This window comes from Limnobacter sp. UBA3528 (assembly GCF_002377005.1).
In the GTDB taxonomy this organism is placed as follows: domain Bacteria; phylum Pseudomonadota; class Gammaproteobacteria; order Burkholderiales; family Burkholderiaceae_B; genus Limnobacter.
On sequence record NZ_DFOZ01000009.1, the window covers coordinates 19734 to 34276 of the forward strand.

A 14543-nucleotide genomic window follows, 5' to 3' on the forward strand; every position below is an offset into this window, starting at 1 on the left:
ACTGCGACCTGCTTGAATCTTGGTTAATACACGTCAAACACTTTGCTCAGCAAACCCATTTCACCTGCTTTCTCGAGCTCGGCTTTGACTTTGGCATATTCGTAGATTAAATCGGCTGCACCGAGCCCGAGTGATTTCCAAGGTCGATACAAACGATGATCCAGCAGTGTATACGCGATGGACTCGCCACTCAACACTGATTGTGGCTTGGTGCCCAAACCCACCATCGACCATTTTTCGAACATCGCCGCGTTACTGACCTCGGAAACCAGCAACCGAATATCAGAGTGTCGGGAGTCTTTCACTATTTTTTTGTAGATTGAGGCCACCGCCTCTTTGGGCCCTTCAAGGCACTGCATGAACTCCACGCCGTTGCACAGCAGCAAACCTTCAACACCCAATGTTCGGTTGTTTCGGGATGCTTGCTCACACAATTGCTCAAAGGCCAAGCGGTCAAAGCCCGGCACTTGAACCGATGTGTAAATAAGTCGCAGCATACAATTCCCAAAACGTGTGTTAGACAATCATATGACGCCTGTGGCTTAATCTAACTAACCAGAACGGGGTAGTCAATTTGGACGGGAGCACACCTTGGCTGTCTTGTGCATTCGGTTTCTTCCCAAGAACTGGATCCAGTCCTCGTGGTTTTGCGGCAAAGGACTCGCCTTGCTTTGATAAAGCGTGGGGTTCTGGCTGGGCTGTTCGGCCAGCCCGGCCTGCATCAGCTGCACACTTTGTTCCAGACAAGTCTGTATGTCTGTTTTGGTTTTCTGCAACTCGACACAAAGTTCATCGGGGCACATGCGCACCAAACCAAGCTTTAACAGCGGCTTTCTCGGGAAGTCTTTCAAGTTCCAGGTGAGCAGGCCCACGGCTTGCTGCACCTGATGGCGCAATGCCAAGGCTGACGCCGCCACGTGCCGGTCTTTTTCATCCACCTGCCGGACATCGGCCAAATAGGGCTCATGGTTTTGAGGCAACAAGACCGCATTCAAACGCTGGGGCAGACCAGCACGTTCGACACTTGCATCATCCGGGTGCAAGCGCCCAAGGCGCACCAAGTTGCGGTAACACTCATTTTCAATATGGGGGGTGAAGTAAAGGGTGGCGCCGTGTTGTCGAGCCAGTGCCACCATTAACCAGCGGGTCCATTCAGAAAACAGCACATTGGCATCCAGAAGCCAGTGCTTGGGCACCTCGGGCTTGCCGAGAACAACACTCACGAGGTGCGGGCCAGTTCAGCGGCGCTTCATGTAAAAGACAAATGAGCCCGACTGATCAGCCTGCTCCACCAGTTCATTGCCGGTTTGTTTGGCAAACATGGCGAAATCACGCACAGAGCCTGGGTCTGTGGAAGTGACTTTCAGCACTTGGCCACTTTGCATTTCAGCCAATGCTTTTTTGGTTCTCAGAATTGGCAGTGGGCAATTCAATCCGCTTGCGTCCACTTCTCGGTCAAAATTCATGTCTCTATGCTCCTTGGTACCGCTTGTGTAATGTAACTATTTTAATTCAATCCAGTTGACAGGCAGCTGACGGGCGCTCAACCAGTCGGCCATGGCCAAGCCGGTGCCCATGCGCCAGGGGCGCAATTCCGCAGGCTCTACCAACTTGTAATCGGCCAGTTCTTCAGACAGACTAACTTGCCCCACCGCTTTGATGTGATAACAAATGATCACTTCATTTTTCATGGGGAAAGGGTACACACCAATCAGGCTGCATTCGACTGCATCCAGATTGGTTTCTTCCTTCAACTCGCGAATGGCCCCTTGCTCCGGTGTTTCATTGCGCTCCAGAAAACCAGTAATCAGCGCATAAAAATGCGCCGGCCAAGCCACATTCCGGGCCAGCAACACCTTGCCTTCGTACTCAACCAGTGCAGCTACAACGGGCACGGGGTTACCCCACTGCGTGAAGCCGCAGGCGCCGCAAGCCATTCGGGACTGACCCGAATGTTGCAGTTCGTGCAGCTTGGTGGCGCACATGGGACAGTACTGATAAACGGCTTTGCTCATGGTGCGCTTTGTTGACCCTTTATTTGCTACTTATTTGCCTTTGACCCAGTCGACAACACTGGCCAATGCTGCGTCCAGATTTTCGGGCTGGGTACCGCCAGCTTGGGCCATGTCGGGTCGACCACCGCCTTTGCCACCCACCTGCTGGGCCACAAAGTTCACCAAATCGCCCGCCTTCACTTTGGCTGTGGCATCTTTGCTCACCGATGCAATCAAACTGACCTTGCCTTCCAGCACAGTGGCCAACACCAAGGCTGCATTGCCCAGCTTGTCGCGCAGTTTGTCGGCCGCTTCTCGCAACTGTTTGACATCCGCGCCTTCCAGTTTGGCAGCCAGCACTTTCACACCGTCCACATCCACGGCCTGCCCAGCCAGGTCATCGCCCTGGCTCGCCGCCAGCTTGCTTTTCAAGCGGTCCAGTTCCTTTTCCAGGTTTTTCACCTGATCCATGATCTGGCCGATTTTGGCAGTGGCCTCGGTCGCGGGCACACGCAAGCTTTGGGCGATCGCTTCGACCTGGGCTTGCGCCTTTTGCGCAAATTCCATGGCGCCCAAACCGGTGGTGGCTTCTACACGGCGAATGCCTGCGGCCACACCGCTTTCACTGGTAATTTTGAACAGACCAATATCGCCTGTGCGCTGCACATGGGTGCCGCCACACAGTTCACGAGAGCTGCCGATGTCGAGAACGCGCACTGTGTCGCCGTACTTTTCGCCAAACAACATCATAGCGCCCGCGCTCTTCGCGCTCTCAATGTCCATGATGCGGGCCTGCGTTTCCGCGTTGGCCAAAATTTCTTCGTTCACAATGCGCTCAACCTGGGCAATTTGTTCGGGCGTCATGGCACTGTGGTGGGCGAAGTCGAAACGGGTTTTTTCTGCATCCACCAGTGAGCCTTTCTGGCTCACGTGATCACCCAACACTTCACGCAAAGCCTTGTGCATCAAGTGCGTGGCACTGTGGTTCCGAATGGTGCGGTTGCGCTGGTACTGATCCACTTGCGCACCCACTGCATCGCCCACTTTCAATTCACCGGTGACCAATTCACCATGGTGGCCAAACACATTGGCTTGAATCTTTTGTGTATCCAGCACCCGGAATAAATTCAGGCAAGCTGAGCCACTTGAAATTTCACCCTGGTCGCCCACCTGGCCACCACTTTCGGCATAGAAAGGGGTTTGGTCCAACACCACAACACCGTGCTGCCCGGCTGCAATGCTGTTGACCGATGTGCCGTTCACGTAAATGGCTGTGATTGTGGCGTTGGCCACTTCAAGTGCATCGTAACCCTTGAACTCGGTGGACACACCACTGTAAGCGAGGTCGGCGTCCATCTTGAACTTGCCAGCGGCGCGGGCCTGCTGCTTCTGCTTGTTCATGGCTTCATCAAACGCGGCCTCGTCCACGCTCATTTCGCGTTCACGGCATACATCGGCGGTCAGGTCCAGCGGAAAGCCGTAGGTGTCGTGCAATTTAAATGCTGTTTCTCCATCGAGCATGCCACCTTTTGGAAGTGCACCCAGGGCGGAATCCAGAATGGCCATGCCGTTTTCAATAGTCTCGAAGAAGCGCTCTTCTTCGGCCTTCAGAATGCTTTGCACCTGCGCAGCAGCCTTGGCCAGCTCAGGATAGGCCTCGCCCATTTCGCTGACCAGGTCGCCCACCAATGCGTTAAAGAATGGTTTGCGGCAGCCCAGTTTGTAACCATGGCGAATGGCGCGGCGGATAATTCGGCGCAACACATAGCCACGGCCCTCGTTGCCAGGAATGACGCCATCTACTACCAGGAATGAACAGGCGCGGATGTGGTCAGCAATTACACGAAGGGAATTGTTGGTCAATTCAACGGCATTGCCTTGGGCAGTCACTTCTCGGGCTGCCGCTTTAATCAAGGTTTGAAACAGGTCAATTTCATAATTGCTGTGCACGTGTTGCAACACTGCGGCAATGCGCTCCAAGCCCATGCCTGTGTCCACGCAGGGCTTGGGCAGAGGGTGAAGTACGCCATCTGCAGTGCGGTCAAATTGCATGAACACCAGGTTCCACACTTCAATGTAGCGGTCGCCGTCTTCCTGCTCGCTTCCGGGTGGGCCACCCCACACATCTGGGCCATGGTCGTAAAAAATTTCAGTACACGGACCGCAGGGGCCGGTGTCGGCCATTTGCCAAAAGTTATCGGATGCATAACGCGCACCCTTGTTGTCACCAATTCGGATAATGCGCTCGGCGGGCACGCCCACCTGCTTGTTCCAGATGTTGTAGGCCTCGTCATCTTCCTGATAAACGGTCACATACAGGCGCTCGGGCGGCAATTTGTACACTGTGGTCAGTAATTCCCAAGCGTACTGAATGGCGTTTTCCTTGAAGTAATCGCCGAAGCTGAAGTTACCCAGCATTTCGAAGAATGTGTGGTGGCGCGCCGTGTAGCCCACGTTTTCCAGGTCGTTGTGCTTGCCGCCCGCGCGAACCGAGCGCTGGCTTGAAGTAGCGCGGGTGTAGGGGCGTTTGTCTTTGCCGGTGAACACGTCTTTGAACTGCACCATGCCGCTGTTGGTGAACAACAGGGTGGGGTCATTGCCCGGCACCAGGCTGCTGGAAGCCACCTTGGTGTGGCCCTTGCTGGCAAAGAAATCAAGAAACTTTTCGCGAATATCAGCGACTTTCATGTTGGGGCTACCTTCCTGAATAAAGCGGCATGCGGTTTTTGGTTTAACCCTCGATTATAAGGTCATTCGATCGGTAAAAAGCCCTTTGATACCCAAGGCTTGCAGCGTTTTCGCCTGTTCCGCGTCGTTCACCGTGTAAACCCGAACCACCCGCCCAGTGGTGTGTATGCGGCGCAATGCCACGGGCTCGGCCCCGCTCCAGTGCAAATGAATGGCACTGGCCCGCAGCGCATCGGCGTGCAACACCCAATTGTCGGGCAGTTGCTCGTACAACAACGCAAGGTCGTAACCTTGCAGTGGCAACAGGCTTGCGTGGTAGAAACTGGAAAACACCCAGTGCTTGCGAATGTGCTGCTGTTGATCAAGAGGCAATTCTTCAACTGTGCCCTTCACAGCCTGCCCCAGGGCCATGGCATTGGCGGGGTGAGTGGCTTTCAGTTCCACATTGGCGCGCATGTTGTGCTTCAGACAATAAGCGATGGTTTGGGCAAGACTGGGTATTGGTTCGTCCTGCACGGCGTAATGACGCAGGTCGCGCACGCGCAGGCTATCAAAGCGGGTCAGCGGATCGGTGGCTGCCATGGCTGGGTCGAGCGACCGTGCACAACGCCCCATCACCCAGTCGTGGTGAATCATGGGCACGCTGTCGGCGGTCAACATCACGTCAAACTCGACGGCATTGAAACCCGAATTTAGTGCAATTTCAAAACCTTTGATAGTGTTTTCAAGACTGCCTTTTCCACTGCCGCGATGCGCCCACAATTCCATTTTTATTGATCCTGACATTGTTCAGCCCTGACCTAGACTAAGCTTGGTCAAAGCAAAATTATTTACTTTTTAAAGGGTTATCCCGGAACTTCAGCGGTTTTAATGCACTCCCTTCTGATGTTAAGGTAAAAGAATAGTCCATTTAACAGGGAGGGCAATGTCTGCGTTCTGGCAAAACACGATTAGCCAAGCGATACGATTACGGCAAGAGTTACACAGCGAGCCTGAATTAAGCTGGCATGAAACACGCACCGCTCAAAAAATAAGAACAACGCTCAGCGAACTCAATATCGACTGGTCCCCTTGCGCGGGCACCGGCACCTTGGCGCGCCTGAATACTTCAGCAAAATCATACAGCGCCCCACACATTGGCTTGCGCGGGGACATTGATGCTTTGCCCATTCAGGAACAAACCGGCAAAGCCTGGGCTTCCCGGCAAATGGGTTGCATGCACGCCTGCGGGCATGATGGCCACACGGCCACCTTGCTGGCCACAGCTCAATATTTGAAAAGTGTTGAACACACCTTGCCCGGGCCAGTCACCCTGATATTCCAACCCGCCGAAGAGGGTGGGCACGGCGCATTGCGCATGATTGAGAATGGCGCACTACAAGGCGTTGACGAAATTTATGGCTGGCACAATTGGCCTGCCATACCCCAGGGGCAGCTGGTTTGCCCCGACGGAATTGTGATGTGCGGCAACGGTACGTTTGAAATTACCGTGACAGGCCAAGGCGGCCACGCCAGCCAACCCGAACTGTGCCGCGACCCCATACTGGCCGGCAGCGCCATGGTGCAAGCATTGCAACAGGTGATTGCGCGCAGGCTTGCCCCCCAACAAGCAGCTGTGCTGAGCGTCACCTCATTTGACGCACCCAGCGGGCCCACAGTCATTCCCCGCCAAGCAATACTGGGTGGAAGCATTCGCGTGCCCAACAATGCCACCCGCGAACAAATCAACAGCTTGATTACTGAAATTGTAGAACACACCGCACAGGCCTACGGCGTTGAAGCCAAAGTCACCATTGAACCCCGCTACAACGCGACCATCAACCACGCTGACCAAGCGGGAAATTTAAGGGCAGCCTGGAGTGCGGTGATGGGCGACACCGCCTTTGATACCCACACGCCGGTGCCAATCATGGCTTCGGAAGACTTCAGTTACTACCTGCAAGAAATTCCAGGCGCTTTTGCCCTGGTAGGCGCTGGAAAACAGGGGGAGCAGTCCTTCCCCTGCCACAGCCCTTTTTATGACTTCAACGACGCCTTGATTGAACCGGTCGCCCGCCTTTACGCGCGTCTGGCAGGCGCCCCCGACACAACACACAACAACAAGGAGTGATGTGAATGAATATGCAAACTTTTGAGCGACGAGAAAGCGATGTTCGCGGTTACAGCCGCACCTATCCCGTGGTGTTTGACAAAGCATTGAATGCCCGCCAAACCGATGAAAACGGCAAGGAGTACATTGATTTTTTTGCAGGTGCCGGTGTGCTGAACTTCGGACACAACAACGAGCGCATGCAAAAAGCAGTGGTGGATTACATTCAGTCCAATGGCGTTACCCACAGCCTTGACATGGCCACCGTGGCCAAGCGCGCGTTTATCGAAAAGTTTGAAGAAGTGGTGCTCAAACCCCGCAACATGCCGCACAAAATGCAGTTCATGGGGCCGACTGGCACCAACTCGGTTGAGGCGGCTTTAAAAATTGCGCGCCGAGTAACCGGTCGACAACAAATTGTGTCGTTCTCGCATGGCTTTCACGGCATGACACTGGGTTCACTGGCCTGCACGGCCAACGCCTATTTCAGGAGTGCTGCCGGGGTGCCTTTACAACACGTCACCCATCAGGCTTTTGGCTGCGAAACCCTATGCAAAGGCTGCACCCTGGGTTGTGGTGATGAAAGCATTCAACGCATGCGCGCGCTGTATGCCGACACATCCAGCGGCGTGGCAGCACCTGCAGCGTTTTTGATTGAAACCATTCAAGCCGAAGGCGGCGTGAAAGTGGCCAGCGCCAAATGGCTGCAAGACCTGCAAACCTTGGCCAAGGAACTTGGCGCACTGCTGATCATCGACGACATTCAGGTGGGCTGTGGCCGTACCGGCACCTACTTCAGCTTTGATGACATGGGCCTTGACCCCGACATTGTGTGCCTGGCCAAAGGCGTGGGCGGCTGGGGCACCCCCATGGCGTTGAATTTGGTGAAACCAGAAATTGACAAGCACTGGTCGCCGGGTGAACACACCGGTACCTTCCGCGGGCAAAACCTGTCGTTCGTGGCGGGGCGTGAAGCACTGTCTTACTTCGAAAACGATGAACTGATGGCTGAGGTCAAACGCAAGGCCAAGGTGATGCACGCTGCCATGCACAGCGTAGTGCAACGCCACCCTCAACTTGAGCTGACCGGCAAAGGCATGATTCTGGGATTGAACGTGGGCAGCACCGAGGCTTCGAAAGCCATTGTGAACCAGTGTTTCGAGAACGGCCTGATGATTGCAAGCTGCGGCACTGGCGGCAGGGTCATCAAGCTGATTCCGCCCCTGACCATTCCCGATCAAGATCTGGAACAAGGCCTGAACACCTTGATCAAGGCGGTTAACCACGTGATGGAGGCCGCATGAAAAAACGAGATGACATGACCTTTCCTTTCGAGGAATACGAGCGGCGCATTGCCGAATTGCGCACGCGCATTGCCCAGCGCAGGCTGGATGCGGTGGTCATTACCGACCCCGAGAACATCATGTACCTGACCGACTATCAAACAACCGGGTATTCGTTTTTTCAAGCCTTGGTGGTGCCGCTGGAAGATGAACCGTTCATGATCACGCGTGCGCTGGAAGAATCGAATGTGTTTGCGCGCACGTGGGTAGAGCAATCACGCCCCTACCCCGACACTGGCGATGCCATTCAAATGTTGCTGGATGCCCTGCGTGAATTCAGGCTGGATGACAAGCGGATTGGTTACGAACGCAACAGCTATTTTTTCCCGGCCTATCAACAAGATTTCGTGCACACCCGCTTGAGCAAAGGCAAACTGCTGGATTGTTTCGGCATTGTCGAACAAGGCCGCTTGCGCAAATCGCCAGTTGAAATTGAACTGATGAGAAAAGCTGCCCTGGCCACCGAAGCAGGCATGAAAGCGGGTCTTGAAGCCTGCGTACCCGGGGCCACTGAAAACGACATTGGTGCTGCCATTTCATCCGCAATGTTCAAGGCTGGCGGTGAACCACCCGCAGTAATGCCGTATGTCACCAGCGGGCCGCGCACCATGATAGGTCATGCCACCTGGGAAGGCCGCGTGGTGAAACCCGGGGAACATGTGTTTCTTGAGGTGGGTGGATGCTACAGGCGATACCACACCGCCATGATGCGCACAGCCGTACTGGGTGAACTAAGCGACTCGATGTACAAAGCACAGGAAACCATGAAGCATGCGCTGGATGCCGTGCACGAGTATTTTCAACCGGGCATGACGGTGTCGGATGCAGACAACCTGATTCGCAACATCATCACCCACAACGATGTGGGCGCACGGCTGATAACCCGCTCGGGTTATTCAATTGGCATTGCATTCCCACCCAGCTGGGATGAAGGCTACATCATGAGTTTGAAGCAGGGCGAATCGTCCATCCTTGAAGAGGGCATGACCTTTCACATCATTCCGTGGATGTGGGGCGTGGATGGCGACAAAACCTGCGGCATCTCCGACACCATCATCATCACGAAAAACGGTTGCGAATCATTCTTCTCACTCGACCGAGATTTCACCATCAAGCCTGAGAAAAACGTGCACACACTCAGCGCGGTGAACTCCACACCCGGGAAGAAAAAAGCTGCAACAGAAACCAACACGCAGGAGGACCAGGCTGTATGACCACTGCCATGCTTATTTCGACCAACCCCTTGACCGGTGAACAAATCAACGAACACCTTGCCCTGCAAGGTGAACAAATCAGCGCACAAATTGGCATTGCTGCCGCTGCCTTTCCGGCATGGTCCTCGAAATCATTTGCTGAACGCGGCAAAGTGCTTCATGCAGTGGCTGCTCAATTGCGCAAACAGAAAAACAGGTTGGCTGAGCTAATGGCACTTGAAATGGGCAAACCTGTGAAAGAAGGCGGCCCTGAAGTTGAAAAGGCCGCCACCTGTTGCGAATATTATGCCGAGCACGCCAGCAAGCACCTGGCCGATGAATGGATTGCATCGGATGCTTCCGAAAGTTATGTGAAGTACCAGCCACTGGGCACCCTGCTGGGCATATTGCCCTGGAATGCACCGACCTGGCTGGCCTTTCGCTACCTGGCCCCGGCACTGATGGCCGGCAACACCTGCGTGATGAAGCACGACCCGAATGTGCCAGCCACGGCACAGGCTTTGGCTGACTTGTTCAAGGAGGCCGGCGCACCCGCGGGTGTGGTGGTGAATTTGCCACTGCGCACAGAACATGTGGAACAGGCCATTCGAGACCCCAGGATCATGGCTGTCAGCTTCACCGGTTCCAGCGCAGCAGGCAGGAAAGTAGCAGCCACCGCCGCCTCGGAATTGAAACCTGCTGTGCTTGAACTGGGCGGTTCTGACCCCTGCATTGTGCTGGCCGATGCCGACCTGGAACGCGCTGCCGACGTGGTGGTGTTGTCCCGCATCATCAACGCGGGCCAAAGTTGCATTGCCGCCAAACGCATTTTGATTGAAGCCAAGGTGTACGAAGAATTTACAACCTTGTTGAAAGTACGACTGGTCAAATTGAAACTGGGCGATCCGCTGGATAGCGCCACCGACATTGGCCCAATTGCCCGCAAAGACCTGCGCGACAACTTGCACCGACAAGTGCAACAAACCATTTCGGAAGGTGCAAAGTGCCTGCTGGGCGGAGAACTGCCCGACACCCCCGGCTACCACTACCCCACCACCCTGCTGGCCGATGTCAAACCCGGCATGTGCGCATTTGAGGAAGAAACCTTTGGACCGGTCATGGCCGTGATGAAAATAGAAAATATTGATGAAGCACTGGCAGTGGCCAACAACACAAACTACGGTTTGGGCTCTAGTATATGGACAGCCAGCACCAGCAAAGCCATGCGCGCAGTCCACGAACTGCAGGCCGGGCAGGTTGCGGTGAATGGCATTGTAAAAACCGACCCCCGATTGCCCAGTGGTGGCATCAAGCAATCGGGTTACGGCCGCGAGCTTGGGCCACACGGCATTCGCGAGTTTGTTAACGCCAAGCAGGTCTGGATTAAATAGAGGCAGTCGAGGAGACAACAAAAATGATCAAAGTCAGTGTGATGTACCCCAATGCGCAAGGCGTCAGCTTTGACCATGATTACTACAAAACCACACACATGCCACTGGTGAAAAGCAAAATGGGCAATGCCCTGCACCACTACACCGTTGACAAAGGCCTGGCTGGTGGCGCAGGCGATGCACCCGCGTTTGTGGCCATGGGGCATTTGCTGGTGGATTCAGTCGAGGCATTTCAGGCGGCTTTCGGCCCGCATGCGAAAGAAATTATGGCAGACATTCCCAACTACACCAATGCCAGCCCGGTGATCGTGATCAGTGAAGTGACAGTCGAAAAAGGCTAAACAACCTTGGGAAACTTCGCGATAATTCTGTCGAACTGACTCGCGAAAGTTTTTCGGTCCGCCTGGCTGTAGGCGGGCGGGCCGCCTGTATCGATCCCACTGGCCCGCATGGTGTCCATGAAATCGCGCATGGTGTGCAGGGCTTTGATATTCTCTGCCGTAAACATCTCTCCGCGCGGGCTTAGCACCTGCGCTCCCTTGTCCACCAATTGCGCAGCCAGTGGAATGTCGCTGGTAATCACCAAATTTCCCGCCTCAACACGCCGCACAATTTCATCATCGGCCTCATCAAAACCACGCGGCACCTGCAACAGCTTGATGAATCTTGAGGGTGGCGTGCGAATGTACTGATTGGCCACCAATGTGGTTTCAATGCCGGTTCGGTCGGCCGCGCGAAAAATGATTTCCTTCACGGCAACGGGGCAGGCGTCGGCGTCGACCCAGATTTTCATAGATTAACCACGCAAAAATGCAACAAGCCTCGATCCTATCAAATCGCAAAACCTAGGGATGATCCGAAGCGCAATACCCGTTCTATTCCGATACAGTTCAATCAAGAACTAAAACTTTTTCAGGTGGTTAATATGGGTTTCAAAGTTGCTTTTCTGGGTTTGGGCGTTATGGGATACCCCATGGCAGGTCATTTGGTGAAAGCCGGCCATGAAGTCACGGTGTACAACCGAAGCTCGGCCAAAGCGGAAAAGTGGGTGGCCCAACACGGCGGCAAAATGGCAAGCACGCCCGAACAGGCGGCCACTGGCCAGGACTTCGTATTCGCCTGTGTGGGCAACGACGACGATTTGCGCCAAATTTGCACTGGAATCAATGGTGCATTCCATGGCATGAAGCCAGGCGCAGTGTTCATTGATCACACCACCGCCAGCGCGAAAATTGCGCGCGAACTGTTCGAGCATGCCAAAGATGCGGGCTTTGGTTTTATTGACGCGCCAGTGTCAGGCGGCCAAGCGGGTGCCGAAAACGGACAACTGACTGTGATGTGTGGCGGAACTCACGCAGACTTTGAACAGTCGAAAGACGTGATTGCCGCATTTGCCAAAGCAGTGACCTTGATGGGTGAATCGGGCAGCGGTCAGTTGACAAAAATGGTCAACCAGGTGTGTATCGCAGGTCTGCTGCAGGGTTTGTCAGAGGCATTGAAGTTTGGCATGAACGCCGGGCTGGATGTCAGCAAAGCGCTTGAAGTGATTGGCAAAGGCGCCGCACAAAGCTGGCAAATGGACAACCGTGGCAAAACCATGGTGGAGGGCAAATTCGATTTCGGTTTCGCAGTGGACTGGATGCGCAAAGACTTGAGCCTGGTGCTTGAAGAAGCACGCCGCAATGGTTCTCAGCTTCCAGTGACCGCACTGGTTGACCAGTTTTATGCCGAGGTACAGGGCATGGGCGGCCAGCGCTGGGACACCTCGAGCCTCATCAAACGTTTGTAAAAGCGCGCGCCAGCCTTGAGCCGAACGCGCGCTTTACTGGAACGATCACCCACGACTTGGGGCGTGGGTTTGGCGCTCTTGGGCGCCATCTTTTTTTCTGGCAAAGCCATTGTCGTGAAGCTGGCGTATGCCTACCCGGTCGATGCTTCCACCCTGTTGGCCATGCGCATGCTGTTGTCACTCCCCCTGTTTCTGGGTGCACTCATATTCACCGTACTGCGAGAAAAAAATGCGGTGAAAATGACAGCCAAAGACTACGGCTTGGTGGCCCTGGCCGGTTTGCTCGGTTACTACCTGGCCAGCCTGTTCGACTTCATGGGCTTGCAATACATCACTGCCGGGCTTGAACGGCTGATCCTGTTCACATATCCGTCCATCGTGCTCTTGATCGCCTGCATGATCAAACACCAGTGGCCCCAACCTTGGCAAATCATGTGCATGGCACTGAGCTATGTGGGTCTGGCTGTGGTGTATGGCCATGAAACCGTGCTGGTGGGCGACAACACGGCCTTGGGCGTAGTGCTGGTTTTTGTGTCCGCCATTTGTTACGCCAGTTACCTGATTGTGGGCGAGCGGTTGCTCAAGCGACTGGGCACCATACGCGTTACCGCCATGGCCACCCTGGTTTCGGCTGCAGCCATTTTGATACAAATCAACTTGCAGCAGCCGTTGAGCATTATTGTTGAACAACCTTTGCCCGTTTGGGGTTGGTCTTTGGTGAATGCGGTGTTTTGCACCTTTGTACCAGTATTCGCCGTAATGACTGCCATCAGCTTGATCGGCGCACCGCGCGTGTCGCAACTGGGCATGATTGGCCCCATCGCCACGATTGCGTTGGGCACATGGATATTAGAAGAACCATTTACCGTTTGGCATGCTGCTGGAACTGCACTTGTAATTGCAGGTGTGGCCCTGCTGAGCATGAAAAAAGAAGCAAAAGAAGGAGCTATCACATGAGTACTACCCCCGCAAAAATTGTTCGCTTTTACAACCCCGGTGCACCCGATGTGTTGACAATGGAAGACATCGAAGTCGGCCCGCCCAAAGCCGGTGAAGTACAGGTTGAACACAAAGCGATTGGCCTGAATTACATCGAAGTGTATTGGCGCACTGGCGTTTACCCACAACCCCTGCCCTGCTGCCCCGGCACCGAAGGTGCAGGCATTGTGCGCGCAGTTGGAGAAGACGTAACTGACCTGAAAGTGGGCGACCGCGTGGCCTATGGCTCTGGCCCTGTAGGCTCGTATGCCACCGTGCGAAATATGCCGGCACACCCGCTGGTGAAAATTCCGGACAGCATTGATTTTGAAACAGCCGCCGCGATGATGCTGAAAGGCTTCACCGCGCAATACCTGCTGCGCCGCGTGTACAAGGTGCAGGCAGGCGACACCATTTTGTTTCACGCTGCAGCCGGTGGCGTAGGCACCATCGCCACGCAATGGGCAAAATCGCTGGGTGTGCGGGTGATTGGTACTGTGTCAACACGAGAAAAAGCAGAGTTGGCCAAAGCCAATGGTTGCGCCGAAGTAATCATTACAAGCGAAGAAAATATTGTAGAGCGCGTTAAGGAATTGACCGATGGGAAAGGTGTTCCCGTGGTTTATGACAGCGTGGGCAAAGCCACTTTTGTCGACTCTCTGAATTGCCTGAAACCGCGTGGCATGATGATCAGCTTTGGCAATGCCAGCGGTAAGGTTGACCCGGTTCCATTGCAGTGGCTGGCCGAGCGTGGCTCATTGGTGCTGACCCGCCCAACCGTGGCATCGTTTACAGTAGACAAGGCTGAAATGCTGGAAAGTGCGGCTGAAATGTTTGGCGTGGTGGCAAGTGGTGCTGTGAAAATTCAAATCAACCAGCGGTTTGCGCTGGCCGATGTGGTGAAGGCACATACAGAACTTGAGGGACGACGCACGACAGGTTGCACCGTGCTGATTCCTTGATCGGATCTCTCTTTCTTGCTTGACTGCCGGTTAACTGCCCGATCGACTTGGGTTCCGATCTCTCGCCAGAAAACCTGTATTTCCCTTTTTGATATTCACCCTGACTCACCTCGCTC

At 54.6% G+C, this 14543-nt stretch carries 15 protein-coding genes; 8 read left to right on the forward strand and 7 right to left on the reverse strand.

The genetic code is table 11. The features are described from left to right. Window positions 1–23: 23 nt before the first annotated feature. The 6 genes from B4N58_RS02235 to B4N58_RS02260 all read right to left on the reverse strand — a co-directional run bounded on the left by B4N58_RS02235 (window position 24) and on the right by B4N58_RS02260 (window position 5468). Window positions 24–497 carry a BLUF domain-containing protein gene (locus B4N58_RS02235; protein ID WP_008252022.1) on the reverse strand — a complete coding sequence of 158 codons (474 nt, stop codon included), beginning with the start codon at window positions 495–497 and terminating at the stop codon, window positions 24–26. A gap of 72 nt (window positions 498–569) precedes the next feature. Next, complete coding sequence (locus B4N58_RS02240) at window positions 570–1223, reverse strand: PIN domain-containing protein (protein WP_291745401.1); 654 nt, start codon at window positions 1221–1223, stop codon at window positions 570–572. Between the two features lie 15 nt (window positions 1224–1238). Then, window positions 1239–1466, reverse strand: coding sequence for a sulfurtransferase TusA family protein (locus B4N58_RS02245; protein WP_008252019.1), 228 nt, complete (start codon window positions 1464–1466; stop codon window positions 1239–1241). A 36-nt stretch (window positions 1467–1502) separates the two neighbouring features. Further along, window positions 1503–2015, reverse strand: coding sequence for an NUDIX domain-containing protein (locus tag B4N58_RS02250; protein ID WP_291745403.1), 513 nt, complete (start codon window positions 2013–2015; stop codon window positions 1503–1505). 30 nt (window positions 2016–2045) lie between these two features. Then, complete coding sequence (gene alaS / locus B4N58_RS02255; RefSeq protein WP_291745405.1) at window positions 2046–4682, reverse strand: alanine--tRNA ligase; 2637 nt, start codon at window positions 4680–4682, stop codon at window positions 2046–2048. Window positions 4683–4736: 54 nt separating this feature from the next. Beyond that, complete coding sequence (locus B4N58_RS02260) at window positions 4737–5468, reverse strand: glycerophosphodiester phosphodiesterase (protein WP_291745407.1); 732 nt, start codon at window positions 5466–5468, stop codon at window positions 4737–4739. A gap of 139 nt (window positions 5469–5607) precedes the next feature. On the opposite strand from B4N58_RS02260, the gene doeB2 reads away from it, so the two are divergent. Genes doeB2 through B4N58_RS02285 form a run of 5 tightly spaced genes read left to right on the forward strand, consistent with a single transcriptional unit; the run spans window position 5608 to window position 11039 of the window. Next, window positions 5608–6792 carry a N(2)-acetyl-L-2,4-diaminobutanoate deacetylase DoeB2 gene (gene doeB2 / locus B4N58_RS02265; protein ID WP_291745409.1) on the forward strand — a complete coding sequence of 395 codons (1185 nt, stop codon included), beginning with the start codon at window positions 5608–5610 and terminating at the stop codon, window positions 6790–6792. Between the two features lie 5 nt (window positions 6793–6797). Then, entirely contained in the window at window positions 6798–8075 is a 1278-nt protein-coding gene (locus B4N58_RS02270; protein ID WP_291745411.1) for an aspartate aminotransferase family protein, read from the forward strand. Next, window positions 8072–9328 (forward strand): ectoine hydrolase, encoded by a 1257-nt coding sequence (doeA, locus tag B4N58_RS02275; RefSeq protein WP_008252008.1) that lies wholly within the window; start codon window positions 8072–8074, stop codon window positions 9326–9328. The genes B4N58_RS02270 and doeA overlap by 4 nt, the downstream gene beginning before the upstream one ends. After that, entirely contained in the window at window positions 9325–10698 is a 1374-nt protein-coding gene (locus B4N58_RS02280) for an NAD-dependent succinate-semialdehyde dehydrogenase (RefSeq protein WP_291745414.1), read from the forward strand. The genes doeA and B4N58_RS02280 overlap by 4 nt, the downstream gene beginning before the upstream one ends. Before the next feature lie 23 nt (window positions 10699–10721). Further along, window positions 10722–11039, forward strand: a complete 318-nt coding sequence (locus tag B4N58_RS02285) for an EthD family reductase (RefSeq protein WP_008252004.1) — start codon at window positions 10722–10724, stop codon at window positions 11037–11039. Here B4N58_RS02285 and B4N58_RS02290 read toward each other — a convergent pair. Continuing rightward, window positions 11036–11491: a YaiI/YqxD family protein gene (locus B4N58_RS02290; RefSeq protein ID WP_291745416.1), complete on the reverse strand. Its 456-nt coding sequence runs from the start codon at window positions 11489–11491 to the stop codon at window positions 11036–11038. The genes B4N58_RS02285 and B4N58_RS02290 overlap by 4 nt on opposite strands. A 132-nt stretch (window positions 11492–11623) precedes the next feature. On the opposite strand from B4N58_RS02290, the gene B4N58_RS02295 reads away from it, so the two are divergent. The 3 genes from B4N58_RS02295 to B4N58_RS02305 are packed head-to-tail and all read left to right on the forward strand — an operon-like array spanning window position 11624 to window position 14427. Beyond that, window positions 11624–12487, forward strand: coding sequence for an NAD(P)-dependent oxidoreductase (locus tag B4N58_RS02295; protein ID WP_008252000.1), 864 nt, complete (start codon window positions 11624–11626; stop codon window positions 12485–12487). 15 nt (window positions 12488–12502) lie between these two features. Beyond that, complete coding sequence (locus B4N58_RS02300; protein WP_291745418.1) at window positions 12503–13444, forward strand: DMT family transporter; 942 nt, start codon at window positions 12503–12505, stop codon at window positions 13442–13444. Further along, window positions 13441–14427, forward strand: coding sequence for a quinone oxidoreductase family protein (locus tag B4N58_RS02305; protein ID WP_291745420.1), 987 nt, complete (start codon window positions 13441–13443; stop codon window positions 14425–14427). The genes B4N58_RS02300 and B4N58_RS02305 overlap by 4 nt, the downstream gene beginning before the upstream one ends. The last annotated feature ends 116 nt before the right edge of the window (window positions 14428–14543 follow it).